10 protein-coding genes are annotated in these 19977 nt (G+C 71.1%); 8 read left to right on the forward strand and 2 right to left on the reverse strand.

The features are described 5' to 3' along the window. Positions 1-640: 640 nt before the first annotated feature. Positions 641-2050 carry a glycosyltransferase family 39 protein gene (locus SSP24_RS40145; protein ID WP_141315852.1) on the forward strand — a complete coding sequence of 470 codons (1410 nt, stop codon included), beginning with the start codon at positions 641-643 and terminating at the stop codon, positions 2048-2050. Here the strand turns inward: SSP24_RS40145 and SSP24_RS40150 are convergent. Continuing rightward, complete coding sequence (locus tag SSP24_RS40150; RefSeq protein ID WP_141315855.1) at positions 2041-3012, reverse strand: aldo/keto reductase; 972 nt, start codon at positions 3010-3012, stop codon at positions 2041-2043. The two genes, SSP24_RS40145 and SSP24_RS40150, sit on opposite strands and share 10 nt — an antisense overlap. 163 nt (positions 3013-3175) lie before the next feature. Then, positions 3176-4399, reverse strand: a complete 1224-nt coding sequence (locus tag SSP24_RS40155) for a sensor histidine kinase (protein ID WP_141315869.1) — start codon at positions 4397-4399, stop codon at positions 3176-3178. Positions 4400-4772: 373 nt separating this feature from the next. Between SSP24_RS40155 and SSP24_RS45045 the strand changes: the two genes are divergently transcribed. From SSP24_RS45045 to SSP24_RS40190, 7 genes are all read left to right on the forward strand, one after another. Then, positions 4773-8165: a S8 family peptidase gene (locus SSP24_RS45045; RefSeq protein WP_167529852.1), complete on the forward strand. Its 3393-nt coding sequence runs from the start codon at positions 4773-4775 to the stop codon at positions 8163-8165. Positions 8166-8327: 162 nt separating this feature from the next. Continuing rightward, a complete protein-coding gene (locus SSP24_RS40165) occupies positions 8328-12077 on the forward strand; it encodes an nSTAND1 domain-containing NTPase (RefSeq protein WP_141315859.1) in 3750 nt (1249 codons plus the stop codon). Positions 12078-12198: 121 nt separating this feature from the next. After that, positions 12199-13638 carry a polysaccharide deacetylase family protein gene (locus tag SSP24_RS40170; protein WP_141315861.1) on the forward strand — a complete coding sequence of 480 codons (1440 nt, stop codon included), beginning with the start codon at positions 12199-12201 and terminating at the stop codon, positions 13636-13638. A 610-nt stretch (positions 13639-14248) separates the two neighbouring features. Further along, on the forward strand, positions 14249-15616 hold the full coding sequence (locus tag SSP24_RS40175; protein WP_141315863.1) for a glycoside hydrolase family 43 protein: 1368 nt from the start codon (positions 14249-14251) through the stop codon (positions 15614-15616). Positions 15617-16139: 523 nt separating this feature from the next. Beyond that, on the forward strand, positions 16140-17477 hold the full coding sequence (locus tag SSP24_RS40180) for a jacalin-like lectin (RefSeq protein ID WP_141315865.1): 1338 nt from the start codon (positions 16140-16142) through the stop codon (positions 17475-17477). A 169-nt stretch (positions 17478-17646) separates the two neighbouring features. Beyond that, positions 17647-19026 (forward strand): glycoside hydrolase family 43 protein, encoded by a 1380-nt coding sequence (locus tag SSP24_RS40185; RefSeq protein ID WP_141315867.1) that lies wholly within the window; start codon positions 17647-17649, stop codon positions 19024-19026. A gap of 2 nt (positions 19027-19028) precedes the next feature. Continuing rightward, positions 19029-19977 (forward strand): glycoside hydrolase family 27 protein (locus tag SSP24_RS40190; RefSeq protein WP_373866249.1); only part of this gene is annotated, 949 nt, incomplete at its 3' end.

Here is a 19977-nt window from a genome sequence, read left to right on the forward strand (position 1 = left end):
ACCCTCACCTGACCTGATCTGATCTGACGCCGCCACGGTGTGATGTCACCGTGCCGACCACGAAACCGATCCCGGCAACCGAACCTCTGGTTGCCGGGATCTGTCGTTCTGGAGCCGATGGCTGCCGGTCGCAGGTCAATGGTCGCTGAGCGAGGGCCTGGAGGTTCCCAGACCTGGCACCGTCATACCCAGGTGTGAGGCCAGAAGTCAGCACCTGGGTGTGACGTGCGTTCCCACTTCGCTCTCCTACCTTCAGCGCGCCCCCGACAACCGCCCGTCAGCACGGAGCGCGCGCATGCACCAGCACATCGACGTCGATCACATTCGTAGCCTCTACCGGACCTACGCCGACGATCTCGGTCCGCGAGAAGCAGCGCGAGCTGCTCGCACCGCCGCTCGACGCCCCACTCAGGAGCAGCTCGGACAGCCCCGTGGCCTTCTCCGCCCTGCGCTGCAGACGCGCTGACAGGGGCCATGTACGGGCCTCCCTGCACACATCCAGTCGGCCGTCCGGTCGCAGCCCTCGGAGATCGCCATCAACACCGCACAGGGACAAACGCACCCTCTTCTGAAGCCTGCCGTCGCTCGGTCCCGGCGTCCGCGACGTGAACCGCATGCCGCACTTGCGGTCGTCATGCCCATGCTGGTCGCGTTGGCCCTGGGCCTGTGGGGCATACGCCGGAAGAACAGCATGTGGGGCGACGAATCCGTCACCTACCAACTCGCGCACCGCAGCATGGCGCACATCTGGCGCACCGTCCAACACGTGGACCTCGTGCACGCGCTCTATTACACGCTGATGCACGGGCTGTTCAGGCTGTTCGGCGGTGAGCTGCTGACGTTGCGCCTGCCCTCAGTGGTGGCGATGTCCTTGGCGGCAACCGGCGTCGGACTCCTGGGACGTCGTCTCGCCGGTCCTCGTGTCGGACTGCTGGCCGGTCTTGTCTTCCCCCTGATCCCTCAGATTCAGCTGTACGCGCAGGAGGGCCGCTCGTACGCCATGGTGTGCGCTCTGGTCACCTGGTCCACCTACCTGCTCGTCCGCACCGTCTCCCGCCCGTCCCGAGTGCGGTGGTGCGCTTACGGCCTTGCCATGCTGCTCGCCGGCCTGCTCCACGAGTTCGCGATCCTGGCCGTGGCCGCCCACGGCGTGACCCTGCTCGTCTCCGGGGTCCCTCGCCACGTGATGCGGGCGTGGACGGTGGCGGCCTGTGGCGCCGCGGCGGGGCTGCTGCCACTGGCGGTGTTCAGTGCGGGTCAGTCCGGACAGGTCGCCTGGATCGCCTGGCCCCACCCGGTGCAGTTGCTGGGCCTGCTGGCCATGGCGGTGGTGGGGATCTGGTGCGCGCCAAGCCCCGTGACCGGGCGCGGGCCCATCAGCCTGGCAGCTCTGGCACTGCCGATCCTGATCCTGCCCGGTCTGGTCCTTCTCCTGCTCGCGCCCATCAAGCCTCTGTTCGTCGACCGGTACGTTCTCTACAGAACCATCGGTTTCGCGTTGCTGCTGGGCGCCGGCATCGATCACGCCTTCCGCCGGCCGCCGACGGGATGCGCCTCGTGGGCGGTGGCGGCCGCGGTACTGGCCTCCCTGGTGCCGGTGAGCATGCACCTGCGGACACCGCAGAGCCGCCACGACGACGTGGTCGCCATCGGCCGCGCGGTACGGCAATCAGCCCGCCCCGGCGACGGTCTCCTTTACCTGTCGGGCCGCCACCGCGTCTGGACGCAGGCACGCCCCCAGGACACCCGGGTGCTCACCGACCTCGCGCTGGCACAGGACGCCGTGTCCTCGGACACGCTGTCCGGCACCGAGCTGCCCGCCCAGGACATCGCCCACCGCATGCGGGCCTTCCGACGGATCGTCGCAGTCCGCGACGCCGCGGGCGCGCACTCGGACATCACCGCCCAGGAGCTGGTCAAACACCGCACCCTGGAACGGTACTTCCACGAATGCACGACCAAGAACGTCACCGGCGCCCGCATCACCGTCTACGCGCGCGACGACGTCCCGTGCCCCGGCCAGGAGAGCGGAGGAACGGATCAGCGGTAGAAGTTCTTCTGCCAACGGTGCTTGGCCAGCAGCGCGAGCTCCGCGGCGGTCAGCGGCGGTGCCTCGGTGACCGCGGCATTGCGTTCCACGTTCGCCAGTGACCGCATCCCGACGATGACCGTGGAGACCGCCTGCCCGGCGAGCGCGAACCGCAGTGCGGTGGAGGGGAGTTGATCGACGCCGATCCCCAGGTCCGCGAGGAGCGCGTCCACGCGCTTCTCGACCTGTGCGGGCCGGTCGTCCCTGAAGTACCAGTTGCGCCAGTCGCCCTCGGGGAAGGTGACACCCGTACGGATCGAGCCCGTCAGGGCCCCCTCGTCGAGTGCGACCCGCCCGATCACACCCACGCCGTACTCCTCGCAGGCCGGCAGCAGCGCGTCGGACGGGGCCTGCTCGAAGACGTTGTAGATGACCTGGACCGCATCCAGCACCCCGGTACGCAGCACCGTGAGCACGTTCTCGGGCTGATGGTCCTTGACGGAGAGCCCGAAGAACCTGATCTTGCCCTCCTGCTTGAGGGTGTCCACCGTCTCCAGCCAGTCGCCACGGCCGGTCCACTCGTCCTCCCAGGTGTGCAGCTGAAGGAGGTCGACGTGGTCGCGGCCCAGTTCGCGCAGGCTGGTCTCCAGGCTCTCGCGCAGGTGCGAGCCGGGGAACGCCTCCATGGGGTCGAGCCCGCTGGGCGCCAGCGAGACCGGGACCTTCGGCCCGACCTTCGTCGCCACGTACACGCCGTCACCGCCACCCGGAAGCTCCCTGAGCGCGCGGCCGACGACGCGCTCGCTGCGGTCGTACGCCCTGGCGGTGTCGATGAAGTTGACGCCAAGGTCGAGGGCACGGTGCAGGGCGCGTACGCCGGAGTCGTCGTCGGCGCCGACCCAGGCCCCCTGGCCCAGCCCCCAGGCGCCGTAGCCGATTTCGGACACGGTCAGGCCGGTGCGGCCGAGTTCCCGATAACGCATGTGCTGTTCAGGCCCCTTGCTGACGGTCCATGGCGAGGGCCGCTCTGCACGTGCCCCTCAATGCCACGACTTGCCTGCACGACCGTACAGACGGTGGCATTCGGTCACCACCTGCGGAGGATCACTGAAACTTTCGCTCGCACCGAGTGCGATGTCCGATGCCTCACGCCCGGCACCGCTCCGCAGGCAGGGTCGCCGTGACCTCCCAGCCCCGGCGGTCGGAGCGGGGTCCCGTACGCAGCTCGCCGCCGAGCGCTGTGACCCGTTCGGTGAGGCCGACCAGGCCGAAGCCGCCGCCGCGCGCGGCCTGCGGCAGCCGGGTGCCGCCGCGGCCGTCGTCGCGCACCGTCACTTCCAGCACGCGGCCGCCGTAGGTCAGGCCGACCGTCACCTCGGTGGCGTCCGCGGCGCGCCGCCGTACGTTCGTGAGGGCCTCCTGGACGACCCGGTAGGCGGCGGCCTGCACCTCATGGGGCAGGTCGTCGGGTACCGAGGGGTCGCGGCGCAGCGCGGTCTCGGGGCCGACGGGCCCGCGGAAACCCTCCACCAGCTCGGGGAGCGCGGTCAGATCGCCCCTCGGACGGCGGTCGTCGGTCCCGGCCTCGGCGGACTCGGGGACCTCGCGCAAAAGACCGACGGTGCGGCGCATGGAGGCGAGGGCCTCCACGGCGGCGCGTTCGACGTCCTTCAGAATCCCGCCCAGACGCTCGGGTTCCGTGGTGGCGATGAGTCGGGCCAGCTGCGTCTGTACCAGGATCCCGGTGACATGGTGGGCCACGAAGTCGTGCAGGTCGGCGGCCATGGCGAGGCGTTCCGCCCGCTGTGTCTCGGTGACCGCGAGGCGGCGGCGGTGGTCCAGGCTGCGCAGGTACCCACCGAGTCCGGCGGCCGCGCCGACCAGCAGCAGCATCCCGAGGGGGTTGACCGAGGAGAGGTCGGAGGTGTCGGCGGCCTCTCTGTAGGACAGGGCGACCACCGCCGCACCGTCCAGAACTGCGCAGACCGCCGCCCACCGCACGGGGCAGTCACGCACCGCGATCAGGAGCAGGTACAGCAGGATCGCGAGTTCACCCGGGCCGTACACCGCGTCCCGGCCGGACAGGATCGCGGCCGCCGTCATGGCGCCGGAGAGGACGGCGGGCACGGCGGTCCGCACGGGTGCGGTGAGCCACGCAGGCCTCCGTGCGGCGGGCCAGAGGATTGCGGCCAGACCGATCAGCAGCACCACCAGCTGAGGCCACAGCGACTGTTCTTCGCCATGCGCCACCAGCAGGTCCACCGCTGCCGCGAGCAACAGCAGCACGATGCCGAACACCCGCGGAAGGACCTGCCGGCGGGCAGCCGGTTCCGGTCCGCCGGACACATCAAGGGCACGCACGGGTCTCAGGAGATCCACGGCCCGACCCTAATCCCCCGCCGGCACAGCCGGATCAGCCGAAAGGCCACGTGCCGCAATGCGGCAGGGCCGCGCAATCGGCCGAACGGCCAAGACTTCCCGGGAACAGGACTTCCCCCCGATTTTTCAGTGCCCGCGACGGGCTACTGACCAATTCCCCCGGGTCCAAGACTCGGTTCCGACCGGACGGCATCCCCCCGCCGACGGTCGCAGGCGGCCCCGGCTCACGTGTCCCCCTCGTGCAGCCCGGGGCCGCCCCATGCGCCCGCACAGGCGGGCGCGACTCGGGACCATCCACCGACCTATGGGGAAGCGAGAGAGCACCTTGCGGAACAAGCACGACACGAGCAGGAAGAGACTGACGGTGCGAGGTGTCGCGTACGGGATACCGGCTCTGCTGGCGCTGGCCGGGCTCACCGCCACCACCGTCACCCCGGCGGCAGCGGGCCCGTCGGCGGCGGGCCTGTCAGCCGCGGCGGCAAGCGGCTCGGCCCGGGCCGCCGCCCGCGTGACACTCGTGACCGGCGACACCGTGAGTATGGACGGGACGGGCCGGGTGACCGATGTGCGGCGCGGCAAGGGCCGCGGACACATCGGCTTGTCCATACGGCGGTTCGCCGGCCACACCTACGTCGTCCCGCAGGACGCGACCCGGCTGCTGGGCAACGGACGGCTGGACCGCCGCCTGTTCGACGTCACCCAGCTCGTCAAGGACGGCTACGACGACGCCCACTTGGGGCGGCTGCCGCTGATCGTCTCCTATCGGGGCGGCAGCGGCACCCGGGCCGGTACCAAGCGGGCTCTGGCCGCCGCCGACGCCGAGGTCGAGCGTCTGCTGCCCGCCATCCGCGGCGAGGCGCTGTCCGCCGACAAGCCGGACGCCGGCGACGTGTGGCGGGCGCTGACCGACCCGGTCGCCGAGCGCACCGCCGTGACCACCGCGCCCGGCATCGACCGGGTGTGGCTCGACGGGCGGGTCAAGGCGGCAGCCCAGGACGACAGCGGCGACCCCGACCCCGAGGGCGGTGTCGCGCAGATCGGTGCCCCCGCGGCCTGGAAGAAGGGCTACGACGGCAAGGGCGTGAAGGTCGCCGTCCTGGACACCGGTGTCGACGCCACCCACCCGGACCTGAAGGGCAGCATCCTCAAGGCGAAGGACTTCTCCGACTCCGGCTCGACCGACGACAGGCAGGGGCACGGGACCCACGTCGCCTCCACCATCGTCGGCTCCGGCGCGAAGAGCCACGGCAAGTACAAGGGTGTGGCGCCCGGCGCGAAGCTCCTGGTCGGCAAGGTCATGGACGACACCGGCTTCGGAACCGACTCGGCGATCATCGCCGGTATGCAGTGGGCCGTGGCGCAGGGCGCCAAGGTTGTCAGCATGAGCCTGGGCTCCACCGACACCCAAGGGGTGGACCCGATGGAGAAGGCCGTGAACGATCTGTCGGCCTCCTCCCACGCCCTCTTCGTGATCGCCGCGGGTAACGAGGGCCCGTCCGACACGACCGTCGGCTCTCCGGGCTCGGCCGCGGCCGCGCTGACCGTCGCCGCGGTGGACCGGCACGACAAGATCGCCGACTTCTCCAGCCGCGGCCCGACCGCGGACGGCGCGCTGAAGCCGGACATCGCCGCGCCCGGTGTCGACATCGTCGCCGCGCGGGCCGCCCACGGCAGCGAGGGCGAGGAGGTGGCGCCCGGTTACGTGTCGATGTCGGGCACCTCCATGGCCACCCCGCACACCGCGGGTGCCGCCGCGATCCTCGCCCAGGAGCACCCCGACTGGACCGGCGAGCGGATCAAGGCCGCGCTGACGGCCTCCGCCAAGCCGCTGACCGGCACGACCGCGTACGAGGCCGGGGCGGGCCGGGTCGACCTGACCCGGGCGACCGGCGCCGACCTCACCACCGACCCGACCTCCGTAGGCTTCGGCACCGCCACCTGGCCGCACAACGACGACCAGCCGGCGATCCGGACGCTGACGTACCGCAACCCGGGCACGAAGCCCGTCACCCTGGACCTGACCTCCGACGCCACCGGCCCCGACGGCGCCGGCGCACCCACCGGCATGTTCACCGTCTCCCCGGCCCGGCTGACCGTCCCGGCCGGCGGCGCCGCGCAGGCCACGGTCACCGCCGACACCCGGCTCGGCGGCGCCGACGGCGTCTACTCCGGCGCGGTGACCGCGACCGGCGGCGGACAGAGCGTGCGCACCGCCCTGGGCGCCATCCGTGAGGTTGAGTCGTACAAGCTGACGCTGACCGTCACCCGCCGCGACGGCAAGCCCGACGACGCTCCCGGCGTCACCGTGGCGAACCTGGACACCGGCAAGCAGTACACGCCCTTCGACGACGACAAGGACCACCCCGACGGCAAGGTCACCCTGCGGCTGCCCAAGGGCCGTTATCTGGTCGACGCCCAGAGCATCGACCCCCGGGGAAGGACCGCCCTGATGGTGGCACCCCGCCTGATGCTCGACCACGACACCACCCTCGCCCTCGACGGGCGCAGGACCAAGCCGGTGAAGGTCACCGCCCCCGACCGCCGGGCCACCCTGCGCGACGCGCAGGTCCTCTTCGCGGCCCGCGGCACCAAGCCGGCCTACGACTACGCCGGCGGAAGCACCGTGGACGCCGACACCTCCCTCGGCCAGGTCGGCCCCGGCTCCTCGGCCGACTCCTTCGTCACCCAACTCGGCGGGATCTGGCAGCGCACCGCCACCTCACCGACGTACAACCTGGTCACCCAGCGCACCGGCTCCTTCTTCACCGGTCTGAACCGCACCTTCTCCTCCCTCCGGGGCATGGCCCGGGTGAACACCTCCGTCGCCACCACCCTGGCCCGGGCCCAAACCGCCCCCCAGGCGGACTGGTCAACCCCCGACTGGCCGCAACTCGGCAGGGCGTCCCTCGGTGTGACGGGCGTCCCGCGCAAGGCGCCGACCGCGTCGCCCGTGCAGTACCTGAGCACCGACCACGGCCTGCGCTGGAACCTGGGCGCCCGGGTCGCCAACAGCCTGCACAACGAGGACACGGTGTCCTTCCTCACCGACCGCCGTTTCGAGCCGGGCCGCACCTACCGCGTCGGGTTCAACGGCGGCGTCCACGGCCCGGCCGTCGCGCCGGCGTCCGGAACCGGCGCCAAACGGCTCGGCGGGTCCTACTACGTGTGCGTGCCGATGTTCTCCGACGGCCCGGGCAACTTCGCCTACGTCCCCCAGGCCACCCTCACCACCCGGCTCAGCTCCGGCTCCCGGGTCTTCACTTCCACCACGGACGACACCTGCCTGAACGTCTACGGCGGCCTGCCCGCCGCGCCGACGCGCTACCGGCTGTCCATCAACGCCGACCGCACCAAGGACTACAAGGTCAGTGACCGCGTGGAGGCGGTGTGGACCTTCACCTCCCGCGACAACGGCGAGACCAAGGGGGTCCCCTTCCCCCTCTCCGTCGTCCGCTTCCACCCGAAGCTGAGCCTGACCGGCACCGCCAAGGCGGGCGCCCGCATCACGGTGCCGCTGTCGGTGCAGGGCCCGGCCGCGGCCAAGGGGCATCTGAAGTCGCTGACGGTGCGCGTGTCGTACGACGGCGGCCGCACCTGGAAGCCGGTCACCGTCCGCACGGACCGCACCGGCAAGCGGTACCTGACCCTCACCCACCCGAAGCGGCCCGGCACCGTCTCCTTCCGGGCAGCCCTGGCCGACACCGCCGGCAACACCGCCACGGAGACCATCCACAGCGCGTACCGCACCGTGCGCTGACTCCGGGGCGATCACGCGACGTGTCTCCGGCCGCACCGGCCGGAGACACGTCCGTGTCGGTGCCCCGTCCGCGTGATGGGCCGCAATTGCCCCTGCTCGGCAGCCGCACGTAGGTTGGGCGCCGATCACTGGTGTTGTTTGCAGGGTGAAAGGTACGGCCCGGTGGGACGACGCGAGAAGCCGCTGGACCCGGATGCGGGGCCGGTGCAGCGGCTGGCCCACGACCTGCGGCTGCTGCGTGAGAAGGCGGGCAAGCCGCCGTACCGGGAGATGGCCGAGCGGGCGGGCTACTCGACGACCGCCTTGTCCCAGGCGGCGGCCGGCGACCAGCTGCCCTCGCTCGCGGTCGTACGGGCGTACACCCAAGTGCTGGACGCCGACCCGGACGAGTGGGAGCGGCGCTGGCGGGAGGCGGACGCGGAAGTGCGGGCGCCCTCGGCGGAGGAGCGGGCGCCGTACCGGGGGCTGGCCCGCTACGAGCCTGGGGACAGCGACCTGTTCTTCGGCCGGGACAAGCAGGTCGGCGAACTTCTGGGTCTGGTGCGCGGGCACCGGTTCGCGGCGGTGTTCGGTCCCTCCGGCAGCGGCAAGTCGTCGCTGCTGCGGGCCGGGGTGATCCCGGCGCTGCGGCAGGCGCGGGACGCCGACCGCCCGGCGGTGATCCGCGTCCTCACCCCGGGCGAACGGCCCGCGCACACGCACGAGGAGGCCCTCGTCCCGAAGGACGGCGGCCTGGACACCTGGGTGATCGTCGACCAGTTCGAGGAGGTGTTCACCCTCTGCCACGACCGCGAGGAACGCGATCGCTTCCTCGACCTGCTGCTGTCCGCACGCACCCCCGAGAGCCGACTGCGCGTGGCCATCGCCGTCCGCGGCGACTTCTACGGCCACTGCGCCGCCCACCCGGGACTGGCCGAGGCGGTGAGCCGTGCGAACCTGCTGGTCGGACCGATGAGCCGGGACGAGCTGCGGGACGTGATCACGCAGCCCGCGACCGCCGAGGGCCTGAACGTGGAGCGCGCGCTGACCGCCCGCGTCATCGACGAGGTCACCGATCAGCCGGGCGCCCTGCCGATGCTCTCGCACGCCCTGCTGGAGACCTGGCGCCGGCGCCGCGGCCGCACGCTCACCCTGGCCGCGTACGAGGCGGCAGGCGGCGTGCGCGGCGCGATCGCCGCCACCGCCGATCAGGTCTACGGCGAACTCGCGCCGGAGCAGGCCCTGGTCGCCCGCCGCATCCTGCTGCGCCTGATCGCACCCGGGGACGGAACCGCCGACACACGCCGTCCGGCGTCCCGGGGGGAACTGGGGCCCGACACGCCGGACGCGCTGGAACGCCTCGCCGCCGCCCGGCTGGTCACCCTGGACGGTGACACCGTCGAGCTGGCCCACGAGGTGCTGATCACCGGCTGGCCCCGGCTGGCCGGCTGGATCGAGGAGGGCCGGGAGCGGCTGCGCGCGCAACGGCTCATCGGGGAGTCGGCCCGAGCCTGGGAGCAGCTGGACCGTGACGCGGGCGCGCTGTACCGGGGGGCGCGCCTGACCCAGGCCGAGGAGTTGTTCACCGGGCGGGGCCGGGACGATCTCGCCGAGTTGGAGCAGGCGTTCCTCGACGCCTCGCGCGCCGCGCGCGACGCGGAGCGGGAGGCCGGGACACGGGCCGCCCGGCGTACCCGCCTGCTCACCGTGGGACTCTCCGCGTTCCTCGTGCTCGCTCTGGCCGCGGGCCTGCTGGCCTGGCAGCGCGACCGGGCGAGCGACGAAGAGGCGGCCAAGGCAGCCGCCCGCCGCCTGGCCACCATGGCCGACAGCCTGCGCTCCGCCGACCCCCGCACGGCCGCCCGGCTCTCCGTCGCGGCCTGGCGGCTCGCACCGCTGACCGAGTCCCGTTCGGCCCTGCTCGACGCCCTGGCCCGGCCGGAGCGGGACGCCTTCACCGACCCGCAGACGGGTGAGAACACCCAGCGCTTCCTCACCGATCAGGGCCGCGCCCTCGTCACCGTCACGGGAACCGAAGTGACCGTCCGCGACGTGGCCGACCACCGTGTCACCGCCACCTACCGCCTGCCCGGCGGCACAGAGGCCTCGGACGCCGGCCTCGATGCCCGCTTCCTCCTCCTCACCGGCCAGGACGGCGTCGAGCTGTGGAACCTCGCCGCCCGCAGAGCCGTCGCCGAACTGGGCGACGCGGCCTACTGGGCGGCGCCCGACGGCAGCGCCTACGGCACCTCACCGACGGACGGTCCCGGTTGGGTCAAATTGCACCGGGCCGGCGACGGCAAGGTTCTGTTCAGCACGGACACGCCAAGCGCCCTCACCGCCGCCGCGGTCGGCCCGGGCGGCCACCTCCTCGCTCTGTGCCCCGCCGACGGCGCGCCCCAGGTGTGGGACACCGTCCACGGCAAGAGGCTCCCGGGTGCCTGGGAGAAGTCGGGCGGCACCGTGTGCGGCACCGGCTCGGGGGCGGACGGGGGCTCCCGTCTGCTGCGGTTCAGCGGGGACGGCCGGCGGCTGGCCGTGCTCTCCGGGAACACGGCCACCGTCTGGAACATCTCCGACGGACGGGAGGTCGCCGACTTCCAGAGCAGCGGCACCAGCGGCTTCACCCAGGCCGTCCTCTCTCCGGACGGGCGGTTCCTGGCCACGGCCGACGACCAGGAGATCGCCGCGTGGTCACTGGATCCGGGCAGCGGGGAGCTCTTCCGCACTCCGTTGGCCGGTGCCGAGGTGAGCGGCCTGACCTGGGCCCCGGGCAGGAACCGGACGCTGCGCTATCTCGACGGCGCCACGGTCCGCACATACGACCTGAGCGACCGTCTGGACGCCCACTGGCAGAGCACTCCGGCCAACGCGACCGCGCTCAGCCCGGACGGCACCGTCCTGGCCACGGCCACCCGGTCCGGGTCCGGCTACCGCTTCGAACTGCGCTCCACACTCCCCCACTCTCGGCTTCGCTCGAGCGGGGGGACCCCCATGGGCGCCGTCCTGGCCCGCACCACGCTCGGTGCCCTGCCGACCGACGGCGACGAAGGGCCTCCGCAGCTTGCCTTCAGCCCGGACGGCCGGGCCCTGGCCGTCGCCGACACCGTGTCCTCGCACGGCGCCCTGCGGCAGCGCTTCACCATCTGGGACGTGCCCGCTCACCGGGTCCGTACGTCGTTCGAGACATCCGGTGCGGCGGACCGCGTCGTCTCCGCTCTCGCCCTCGGCACCGACGGACGGACGCTGCTGGCCGCGCGCTCCCCCAACGACGACGGCACGGCCGAGGTCTGGGACACCGCCGCCCACCGCCGCACAGCCACCCTGAGCGCCCTCGATGCGGGCAGGCTCGGCCTGCGACCCGACGGCCGGCTGCTCGCCGGCTCCGGCGACCGGTACGCCGAGCTGCCCTCCGGTCACGTGAGCGGACGCGCCCTGGCCGACGGCCGACAGGTCACCGCGCTGGCCTTCAGCCCCGACGGCACCCGGCTCGCCGTCGGCGACTCCACCGGGCACGTCACCCTGTGGGACGGCGCCCTGCGCCACCGTATGGGCATCCTGACCGGCACCTCCGACACCGTCACCGCGGGCGAACCCGAAGCCGTGGGCGCGCTCACCTTCTCCCCCGACGGCGCCACCCTCGCCGTGGGGGGCCGCAACGGCACCCTGCGCCTGTGGGACACCGCCGGGCAGCGCCTCCTCGGCTCCGACCTGCCCACCGCCGGCGACGAGATCGACACCCTCGCCTTCACCAGCGACGGCGCCACCCTGTACGCCGGCGGCCCGAACGTGCTGCTCCAGCGCCACCCGGTCGGCCCGGACGACATCGCCCGCGTCCTGTGCGGCCGGGCCGGCGGAGGACTCACCGAGGCGCAGTGGCGGACGTACGTCCCCGACGCGCCGTACCGACAGGTGTGCCCCACGACACGCTGAGCGGCGAAGGCGTGCGAAGAGCGGGACCTTTTTGTTCACAGTGACTTCGACGGTCGCTGAAAAACGCCCCTGACCTGGACGATCGGAGCCCGGTAAGCCCCCTAGCCCAGGTTCTGGTCCCATGCGCACACGCCTCCTGCTCCCCTCCCTCCTGCTGCTCGGCTCGCTCTCCCTGACGGCGGCCTGCTCGTCCGGATCCTCCGGGACGTCGGACTCCACGGCCGCCGGGGCACGGCCCGGGTCGTCCTCCGGCACCCTGCCGGTGCGGGCCGTGGACCCCTCGAAGATCAAGGGTCTGCGGATCGTCAACAACAGCAGCGAGAACAGCTCCTGCCCCTTCGCGACCAGCTACCCGGACGTACCCGGCGCCGAGGCGATGACGGCCGCGATGAAGAAGTACGTGGAGCAGCGCCTGGCGACCTTCCGCTCGACGTGCGGCGACAGCAGCGGGGCCGGCGACGTCGGCGAACTCAACATCAGCCACCAGTTCCTGGTCGCCTCCGGGAACGTCCTCGGCGTCCGGCTCACCAGCCAGGACCACACCGGGGCAGGGGGTGGGATCACGCGCACCTACTGGTACGACGGACAGGCGGGCGCGTACCGCACGGCCCTCGGGCTCGTCGCCGACGGCTCCCGGGACGCCTTCATCGCCGCCCTGAAGAAGCAGCTCCAGGGCCGGGACGGCACAGACGCGGAGACGGTGGACGAGGCGTTCGCCGACCGGTCGGAGCTCGCCTCCCTCCTGGACGACATGACCTTCACCGCCGACGGCGGACTGCGGGTGACCTTCGGCCGGGGTCAGGTCGGCGCCGCCGCCGCCGGCTCCTACGTCGTGACCCTCTCCAGGGCGACGGTCACCCCGTGGCTGTCCGCCTTCGGCAAGCGCGCCCAGCGGCAGACCATACGTCCGTCCGGCTCGCTCGACCTCGGGGCGGCCGCCACCCCCACGCCCGCCGTGCCCACCCACACGGCATCCGGGGATGACGACACCGACTGCGAGAAAGTCATGTGCGTCGCCCTGACCTTCGACGACGGCCCCGCCGCCCCGGAGACCGCGACCCTGCTGACCTACCTCGCGCAGTACAAGGCACGGGCCACCTTCTTCACGGTCGGCCAGAACGTCGCCGCCCACCCCGACCTGGTGCGCGCCGAGGCACGCGCCGGCAACGAGGTGGGCAACCACTCCTGGAGCCACCCCGACCTCACCAAGCTCACCTCCGAGCAGGTCGCCTACCAGCTGAACCGCACGAGCGCCGCGATCAAGGCCGCGACCGGCAAGGCCCCCACCCTTTTCCGCCCGCCCTACGGCGCCGTCAACAGCACCGTCCGCCACGCCACCACGCTCTCCCCCGTGCTGTGGACCCTGGACACCGAGGACTGGAAGTACCCCGATGCCGCGAAGGTCGCCCAGAGTGTCATCGGCAAGGTGAAGCGCAACGACGTCGTCCTCATGCACGACATCCACGCCACGTCGGTCGCCGCGGTACCCGAGATCCTGCGCACCCTCAGCGCCCGCGGCTACCACTTCGTCACCGTCAGCCACCTGCGCGCCACGATGTGACCCGTACACCGCCCAGAAGTACCTGGCCGGCGCCGAAGGCCGGAACCCGGTCCGCCGACCGCGGCCGAGGTGGCAGGCACACCGCCCGGCTGCAGCACCCCCGCCCGCACAGCGCGGTGACCTGCGATGAGGCCAAGGCAAAGTAGTCGTCGCGGCTTCGAGGTCCGGCTGCGCAGCCCTCGGACCAGACCCGTAGTTCGAGCGCCTCGTGGGAGAGACATCTGTGGCACATCCTGAGAATCCGGTGGATCAACCTGCATCTGCGCGCGCAGGTCACTCGCCGCCCGGGGCACTGGGGTTACCGCGGCTTCCGCCGGGCCGAACCGCGCACGACGCTCGACCTGTCCGGAGCCGTCGACACCGGCCGCGCCTGGAAGCTCGCCTGGGACGGCGGCCACGGCGCCAACGGGGACGCCGACGACTTCATCCAGTGGATCGCCCAGATCACCGGCTACGGGAAGCAACCTGGGAACATGCCGCAGGACCAGGGGTATTGACGGTGGTGTCGGCTGCCTCTTACGGTCCATCCGGCAAAACGAACAATGTTCGATATATCGATCGCGCGTGGTGAAGGACAGTCCCCTCCCGAGGGTGAAAGGACGAGCCGCCCATGCCTTCCATGCCCGACCTGCGCCGCCCTCCGCGGCGCCTGCCCAGACCCCTGCTGGTTCCGCTCGTCGCCGCCGCGGTGGCGTGCGCCGCGCTGCCCGCACAGGCGGCGCCCCCGTCGGCCGCCGACCCGCAACTCACAGCGGCCGCCGCCGCATTGACCGTGTGGGACGCCGACGACATACGCGGTTACCTCACCCTCCCCACCACGTCCCTGCACGGCGCGACCGTTCGGTGGACGTCCGACAAGCCCCGCACCATCACCCCGACCGGCGAGGTCAACCGCCCCGACCGCGGCCGGCCGCCCGCCCATGTCACCCTGACGGCCACCGTCCGGCTCGACCACCACCAGACCAAGCGTCGCTTCGACGTCACCGTCCGCCCCCTCCCCGAGCGGAAGCCGATGGAGGGGTACTTCTTCCCCTACTTCGCGGGCGAGCGCTACACCGACGGCGAGCAGGTCCACTTCGGGGCCTCGCGCGGCAACGACCCCCTGCACTGGGACGACCTCAACGACAACAAGCCGGTGCTCACCTCCACCCTCGGCGAGAAGGGCGTACGCGACCCGTTCATCATCCGCTCCCCCGAGGGCGACAAGTTCTACCTCGTCGCCACCGACCTGAAGATCAACGGCGGCAAGGGGTGGGGCTACGAGATGCGCTTCGGCAGCCAGTACCTGGAGGTGTGGGAGTCCACCGACCTCGTGCACTGGTCCGAGCAGCGCCATGTGAAGGTCTCCGGCGACCAGGCCGGCATGACCTGGGCACCGGAGGCCACCTGGGACCCGAAGCTGGGCGCGTACGTCGTCTACTGGGCCTCCAACCTCTACGCGGCCGAGGACACCGAGCACACCGGCCCCACCTACCCGCGCATGATGTACGCCACCACCCGGGACTTCCGGACCTTCAGCGAACCGAAGGTCTGGAACGACCCGGGCGGCGGCGTCATCGACTCCACCGTGGCCAGGGACGGGGACTGGTACTACCGCGTCACCACCGACGACAAGGTTGTCGGATCCTGCACCCGCGACGTCGTACTGGAACGCTCCCGCGACCTGACCGCCGTCGACGATCCTGGCTCGTCCCCCCGCAACTGGCAGCTGGTCGACGACTGCGTCCGCACCGGCGTCGGCACCGACTGGGTCGAGGGACCCACCGTCTTCAAGGACAACTCCGGTGACGGCTGGTGGGTGTTCATGGACGAGGCCGGCGGACGTGGATACCTGCCCTTCCACACCGACAGCCTCGCCGAGCCCGACTGGTCGCTGCCGAGCGACTACCAACTCCCCTCACGGCCCCGGCACGGCACAGTGCTGCCCGTCACTGCCGAGGAGCTGGCACGGGTCCGTGCCGCGTACCCGAACTCCTGAGCCACACAGGGCCCTACGCCTGGCCACCTGCCACGAGGCGGCCAGGCACGGCCAGTTCGACCTGCCTGGCCGCCGACCCACAGACCCGGACCGTCGCGCTCTCGTCGTGCGTCGTGCACTCCGACGAGGTGTCGTACGCGCTCCCGAGCCACGGGGAACTTCTGTTGCGCCGGCACCAGGACCTGGTTCTGGCTCGGGATCCGGACGGCAGGCCCACCGAGGTGGTCGTGGCCGACCGCGACGCAACCAGCAGCCATCGCTGGGCGGTTGAGGCTGCGGCAGCAGAAGCCGCTTCCAGGTCCCGCACGTAGCCGGACGGTGCGAGAACGCGACGGGATCGGCGGCAACGGCATCGAGTGGGTCCAAGCCGTGAATCACTCCCGGCGCGGATCCGAACCGTCCATGTACGGACGGCAACTCCTGTGAAAGTACGCCCGAACTCTCGACAGGCCCCAGGTAACCGACGGTAACTTCTGCCGCGTCCCCACCACAACCGCTTTCTCTCCTCAGGAGACACATCCCCATGCGCAGACTCTTCGCCTGCCTGGCGGCCGGCGCGGCCGTTCTCGGCGGGCTCACCGTGGCCGCCCCGCCCGCGGCGGCCGCCGACTCGGGCAGCTTCAGCGTCCTCACCTACAACGTGGCCGGTCTGCCCGAGGCCATCTCCAGCGCGCCGACGCCGCGCGAATCGAGTACCACGGCCATCGGTGAGCGGATAGCGCCGTACGACATCGTCCACGTGCAGGAGGACTTCAACTACCACGCCTACCTGTACGCGGCCGACACCGCGCACGCCTACCGCACCCCCACCAGCGGCGGCGCCGGCATCGGCAGCGGCCTCAACACGCTCTCCAAGATCTCCTACGACGAGGACGACTTCGAGCGGGTGGGCTGGAACACCTGCACCTACGGTTCGGGCGACTGCCTGACCCCCAAGGGCTTCACCTTCATGCGCGAGCGCCTCGCCGAGGGCGTGTACGTCGACTTCTACAACCTGCACACCAACGCCGGCACCAACGACGACGACCTCGCCGCACGCAGGGACAACCTCAGCCAGCTCACCGACTTCATCGCCACCCACTCCGCCGGCAACGCCGTCGTGGTCATGGGCGACACCAACACCCGCTACACCCGCTCCGGCGACACCATCGCCGAGTTCGCCGCCGCCAACGGCCTCACGGACGCCTGGGTCAAGCTGATCCGCGGCGGCAGCGCGCCCGCCAAGGGCAGCGACGCGCTGGTCTGCGACCAGACGGGCACCACCGTCCCCAACACCTGCGAGGTCGTCGACAAGATCCTCTACCGGGGCAGCAAACTCGTCACGCTCAACGCCACGTCGTACAACAACGAGCACTCCAAGTTCCTCACCGACGGGCTGATGCTGTCCGACCACGACCCGATCACCGCCGGTTTCACCTGGTCGCGCAACACCGCGTTCCAGCTCAGCGACCAGTTCGGCGGCCCGCACGGCGACTACTACAACGACATCGACAGCGTGCCCGCCGGCGCCCGCGCCACCACCATCGCCCTGCGCGCCGGGTCCCGGGTCGACCAGTTGAGCCTCACCCTGTCCAACGGCACCACGCTCGCCCACGGCGGGACCGGCGGCACCGCGTCCTCGCTGACGCTCGGCAGCGGGGAGTACGTGACGACGGCGTACCTGTGCCAGGGTCAGAAGGACGACCACACGCGGATCTTCTACGCCAAGTTCACCACCAACCTCGGCCGCACCCTGGCCGGCGGCACCACGACCTCCGACTGCGTGACCCGCACCGCGCCGTCCGGGTGGCAGATCGCCGGATTCCACGGCCGCTCCGGCGACGAGGTCGACAAGGTCGGCTTCATCTACACCCAGCGCTGATGCCGCTCGCCCCGGGGCCACTCGCGCCCCGGGGCCCCACAGGAAACACAAAAGCATGACAGGAAGATTGACGAGCACATGACCTGGCTCTACGGTCTGATCGATTTTCCGAACTTCGTTCGAAATACCGGTCACTTCGGGTGCCCCCGCACGCCACCTTGGAGCACAGATGAGCGAAAACCCCCACCTGTCCCGTCGCGCTCTCCTCGGCATGACCGCCGCCGTTCCCCTCGCCCTGACCCTCGGCTCGGGTACCGCCCACGCCGCCGACTCGGCGTACGCGATGGTCTACTTCACCGAGTCGACCAACCTCGGCGACGGCACCGACTACGGCCTGCACCTGGCCGTCAGCCCCGACGGACTCAACTGGACGCCGCTCAACCAGAACAACCCCCTGGTCACCCCCACCTCGGGCGCCCTCGGCCTGCGCGACCCGTTCCTCATGCGCAAGCAGGACGGCACCTTCGTGGTGCTCGCCACCGACCTCCAGGGCACCGACTGGAGCCGCGACAGCGTCTACATCCACGTCTGGGACTCCACCGACCTGCGCACCTTCACCGGCTACCGGCTGCTGAAGCTGCACGACATGACCGACACCCACAGCTGGGCACCGGAGGCCTACTGGGACGCCTCGCGCGGCCAGTACGGCATCCTCTACTCGTCGGTGAACAGCAGCGGCCACAACGTGATCATGGTCAGCTACACCACCGACTTCGTGACCACCACCAGCCCCCAGGTCTTCTTCGACCCCGGGTACGACGTCATCGACGGAAACCTCACCGTCGGCGTCGACGGCGTCAACTACCTCTACTACAAGAAGGCCCAGACCCTCGTCGGAGCGAGATCCACCTCCCTGAACCCGGGCAGCTTCACGGAGTTCAGCACGGGCGTCGCCCATGGCGGCACCGAGGCCCCGACGGTCGTGAAGTCCCTGACGTCCAACACCTGGTGGCTGTGGGGCGACACCTACACGCCCAACGGTGTCTTCTACGCCTGGCAGTCGAGCAGCCTCGCCTCCGGCAGCTGGACGGCCCTGGACCAGAGGACCTACACCCAGCCGGTCAACTCCAAGCACTGCGGCATCACGACGATCACCACGACCGAGTACGACAACCTGCTCGCCAAGTGGGGCTCACCGGCCTGGAACCGGCTCAAGTCCTACAACTACCCGGCCCGTTACATCCGCCACTCCAACTACGTGGGCCGGATCGACGTGTACCCGATCGAACCGTACAAGGACTCCCTGTGGACCCTGGTCCCCGGGCTCGCCGACAGCTCCGGGGTCTCCTTCCGGTCGGTCAACTACCCGACCCGCTATCTGCGGCACTACAACTACGCGCTCCAGCTGGACGCGAACGACGGCACCTCGACGTTCGCCGCGGACGCGACCTTCTACCGCACGGCGGGCCTCGCGGACGCGAGCTGGGCGTCCTTCCGCTCGTACAACAACCCCACCCGCTACATCCGCCACTCGGACTACGTCCTGCGCATCGACCCCATCTCCACGACCACGGACCGGCAGGACGCGACCTTCCGGGTCGGGTACTGATCATGAAAGGCTCCCCCATGCCGTACAGCTCCGTACGTGGCTGGGCCAGACGCGTCACCGTGCGCGTCCTCGCCCTCGCCCTCGCCCTGGCCGGCCTGACGGCCCTGGCCGACCACGATTCGTCGGCACCGCTGTCCGCCGAGCCGACCGCGGTCAGCACCACGCAGGCCGCCGTCACTCCGCCGCCGATGGGCTGGGCGTCCTGGAACAGCTTCGCCAGCAGCATCGACTTCGACGTCATCAAGCAGCAGACGGACGCCCTGGTCTCCTCCGGCATGGCGGACGCCGGCTACCAGTACGTCAACCTCGACGACGGCTGGTGGCAGGGCGACCGCAACGCCGACGGCTCCATCGCCGTCGACGCGGACCTGTGGCCGGGCGGCATGCAGGCCGTCGCCGACTACATCCACAGCAAGGGTCTGAAGGCCGGCATCTACACCGACGCCGGCAAGAACGGCTGCGGCTACTACTACCCCACCACCCGCCCCGCCGCTCCCAACACCGGCATGGAGGGCCACTACCAGCAGGACCTGGAGACCTTCCAGCGCTGGGGCTTCGACTACGTCAAGATCGACTGGTGCGGCGGCCGCGTCGAGGGCCTGGACCAGGAGACCACGTACAAGCAGATAGCCGCCGCCAACGGGGCCGCCACCGCCGTCACCGGCCGCAAGCTCGTACTCTCCTTCTGCGAGTGGGGCACCGGACTGCCCTGGAACTGGGCCACCGGATACGGCGACCTGTGGCGCACCAGCACCGATGTCATCTTCTGGGGCCAGACCCCGACCACCGGCATGATGCTCGCCAACTTCGACAAGGGGCTGCACCCCGCGGCCCAGCACACCGGGTACTACAACGACCCCGACATGCTGATGGTCGGCATGAGCGGCCTGAGTGACGCTCAGAACCGGCTGCACATGGGCCTGTGGGCGATCTCCGGCGCCCCGCTGCTGG

Source organism: Streptomyces spinoverrucosus, from assembly GCF_006539505.1.
Taxonomy (GTDB): domain Bacteria; phylum Actinomycetota; class Actinomycetes; order Streptomycetales; family Streptomycetaceae; genus Streptomyces; species Streptomyces spinoverrucosus.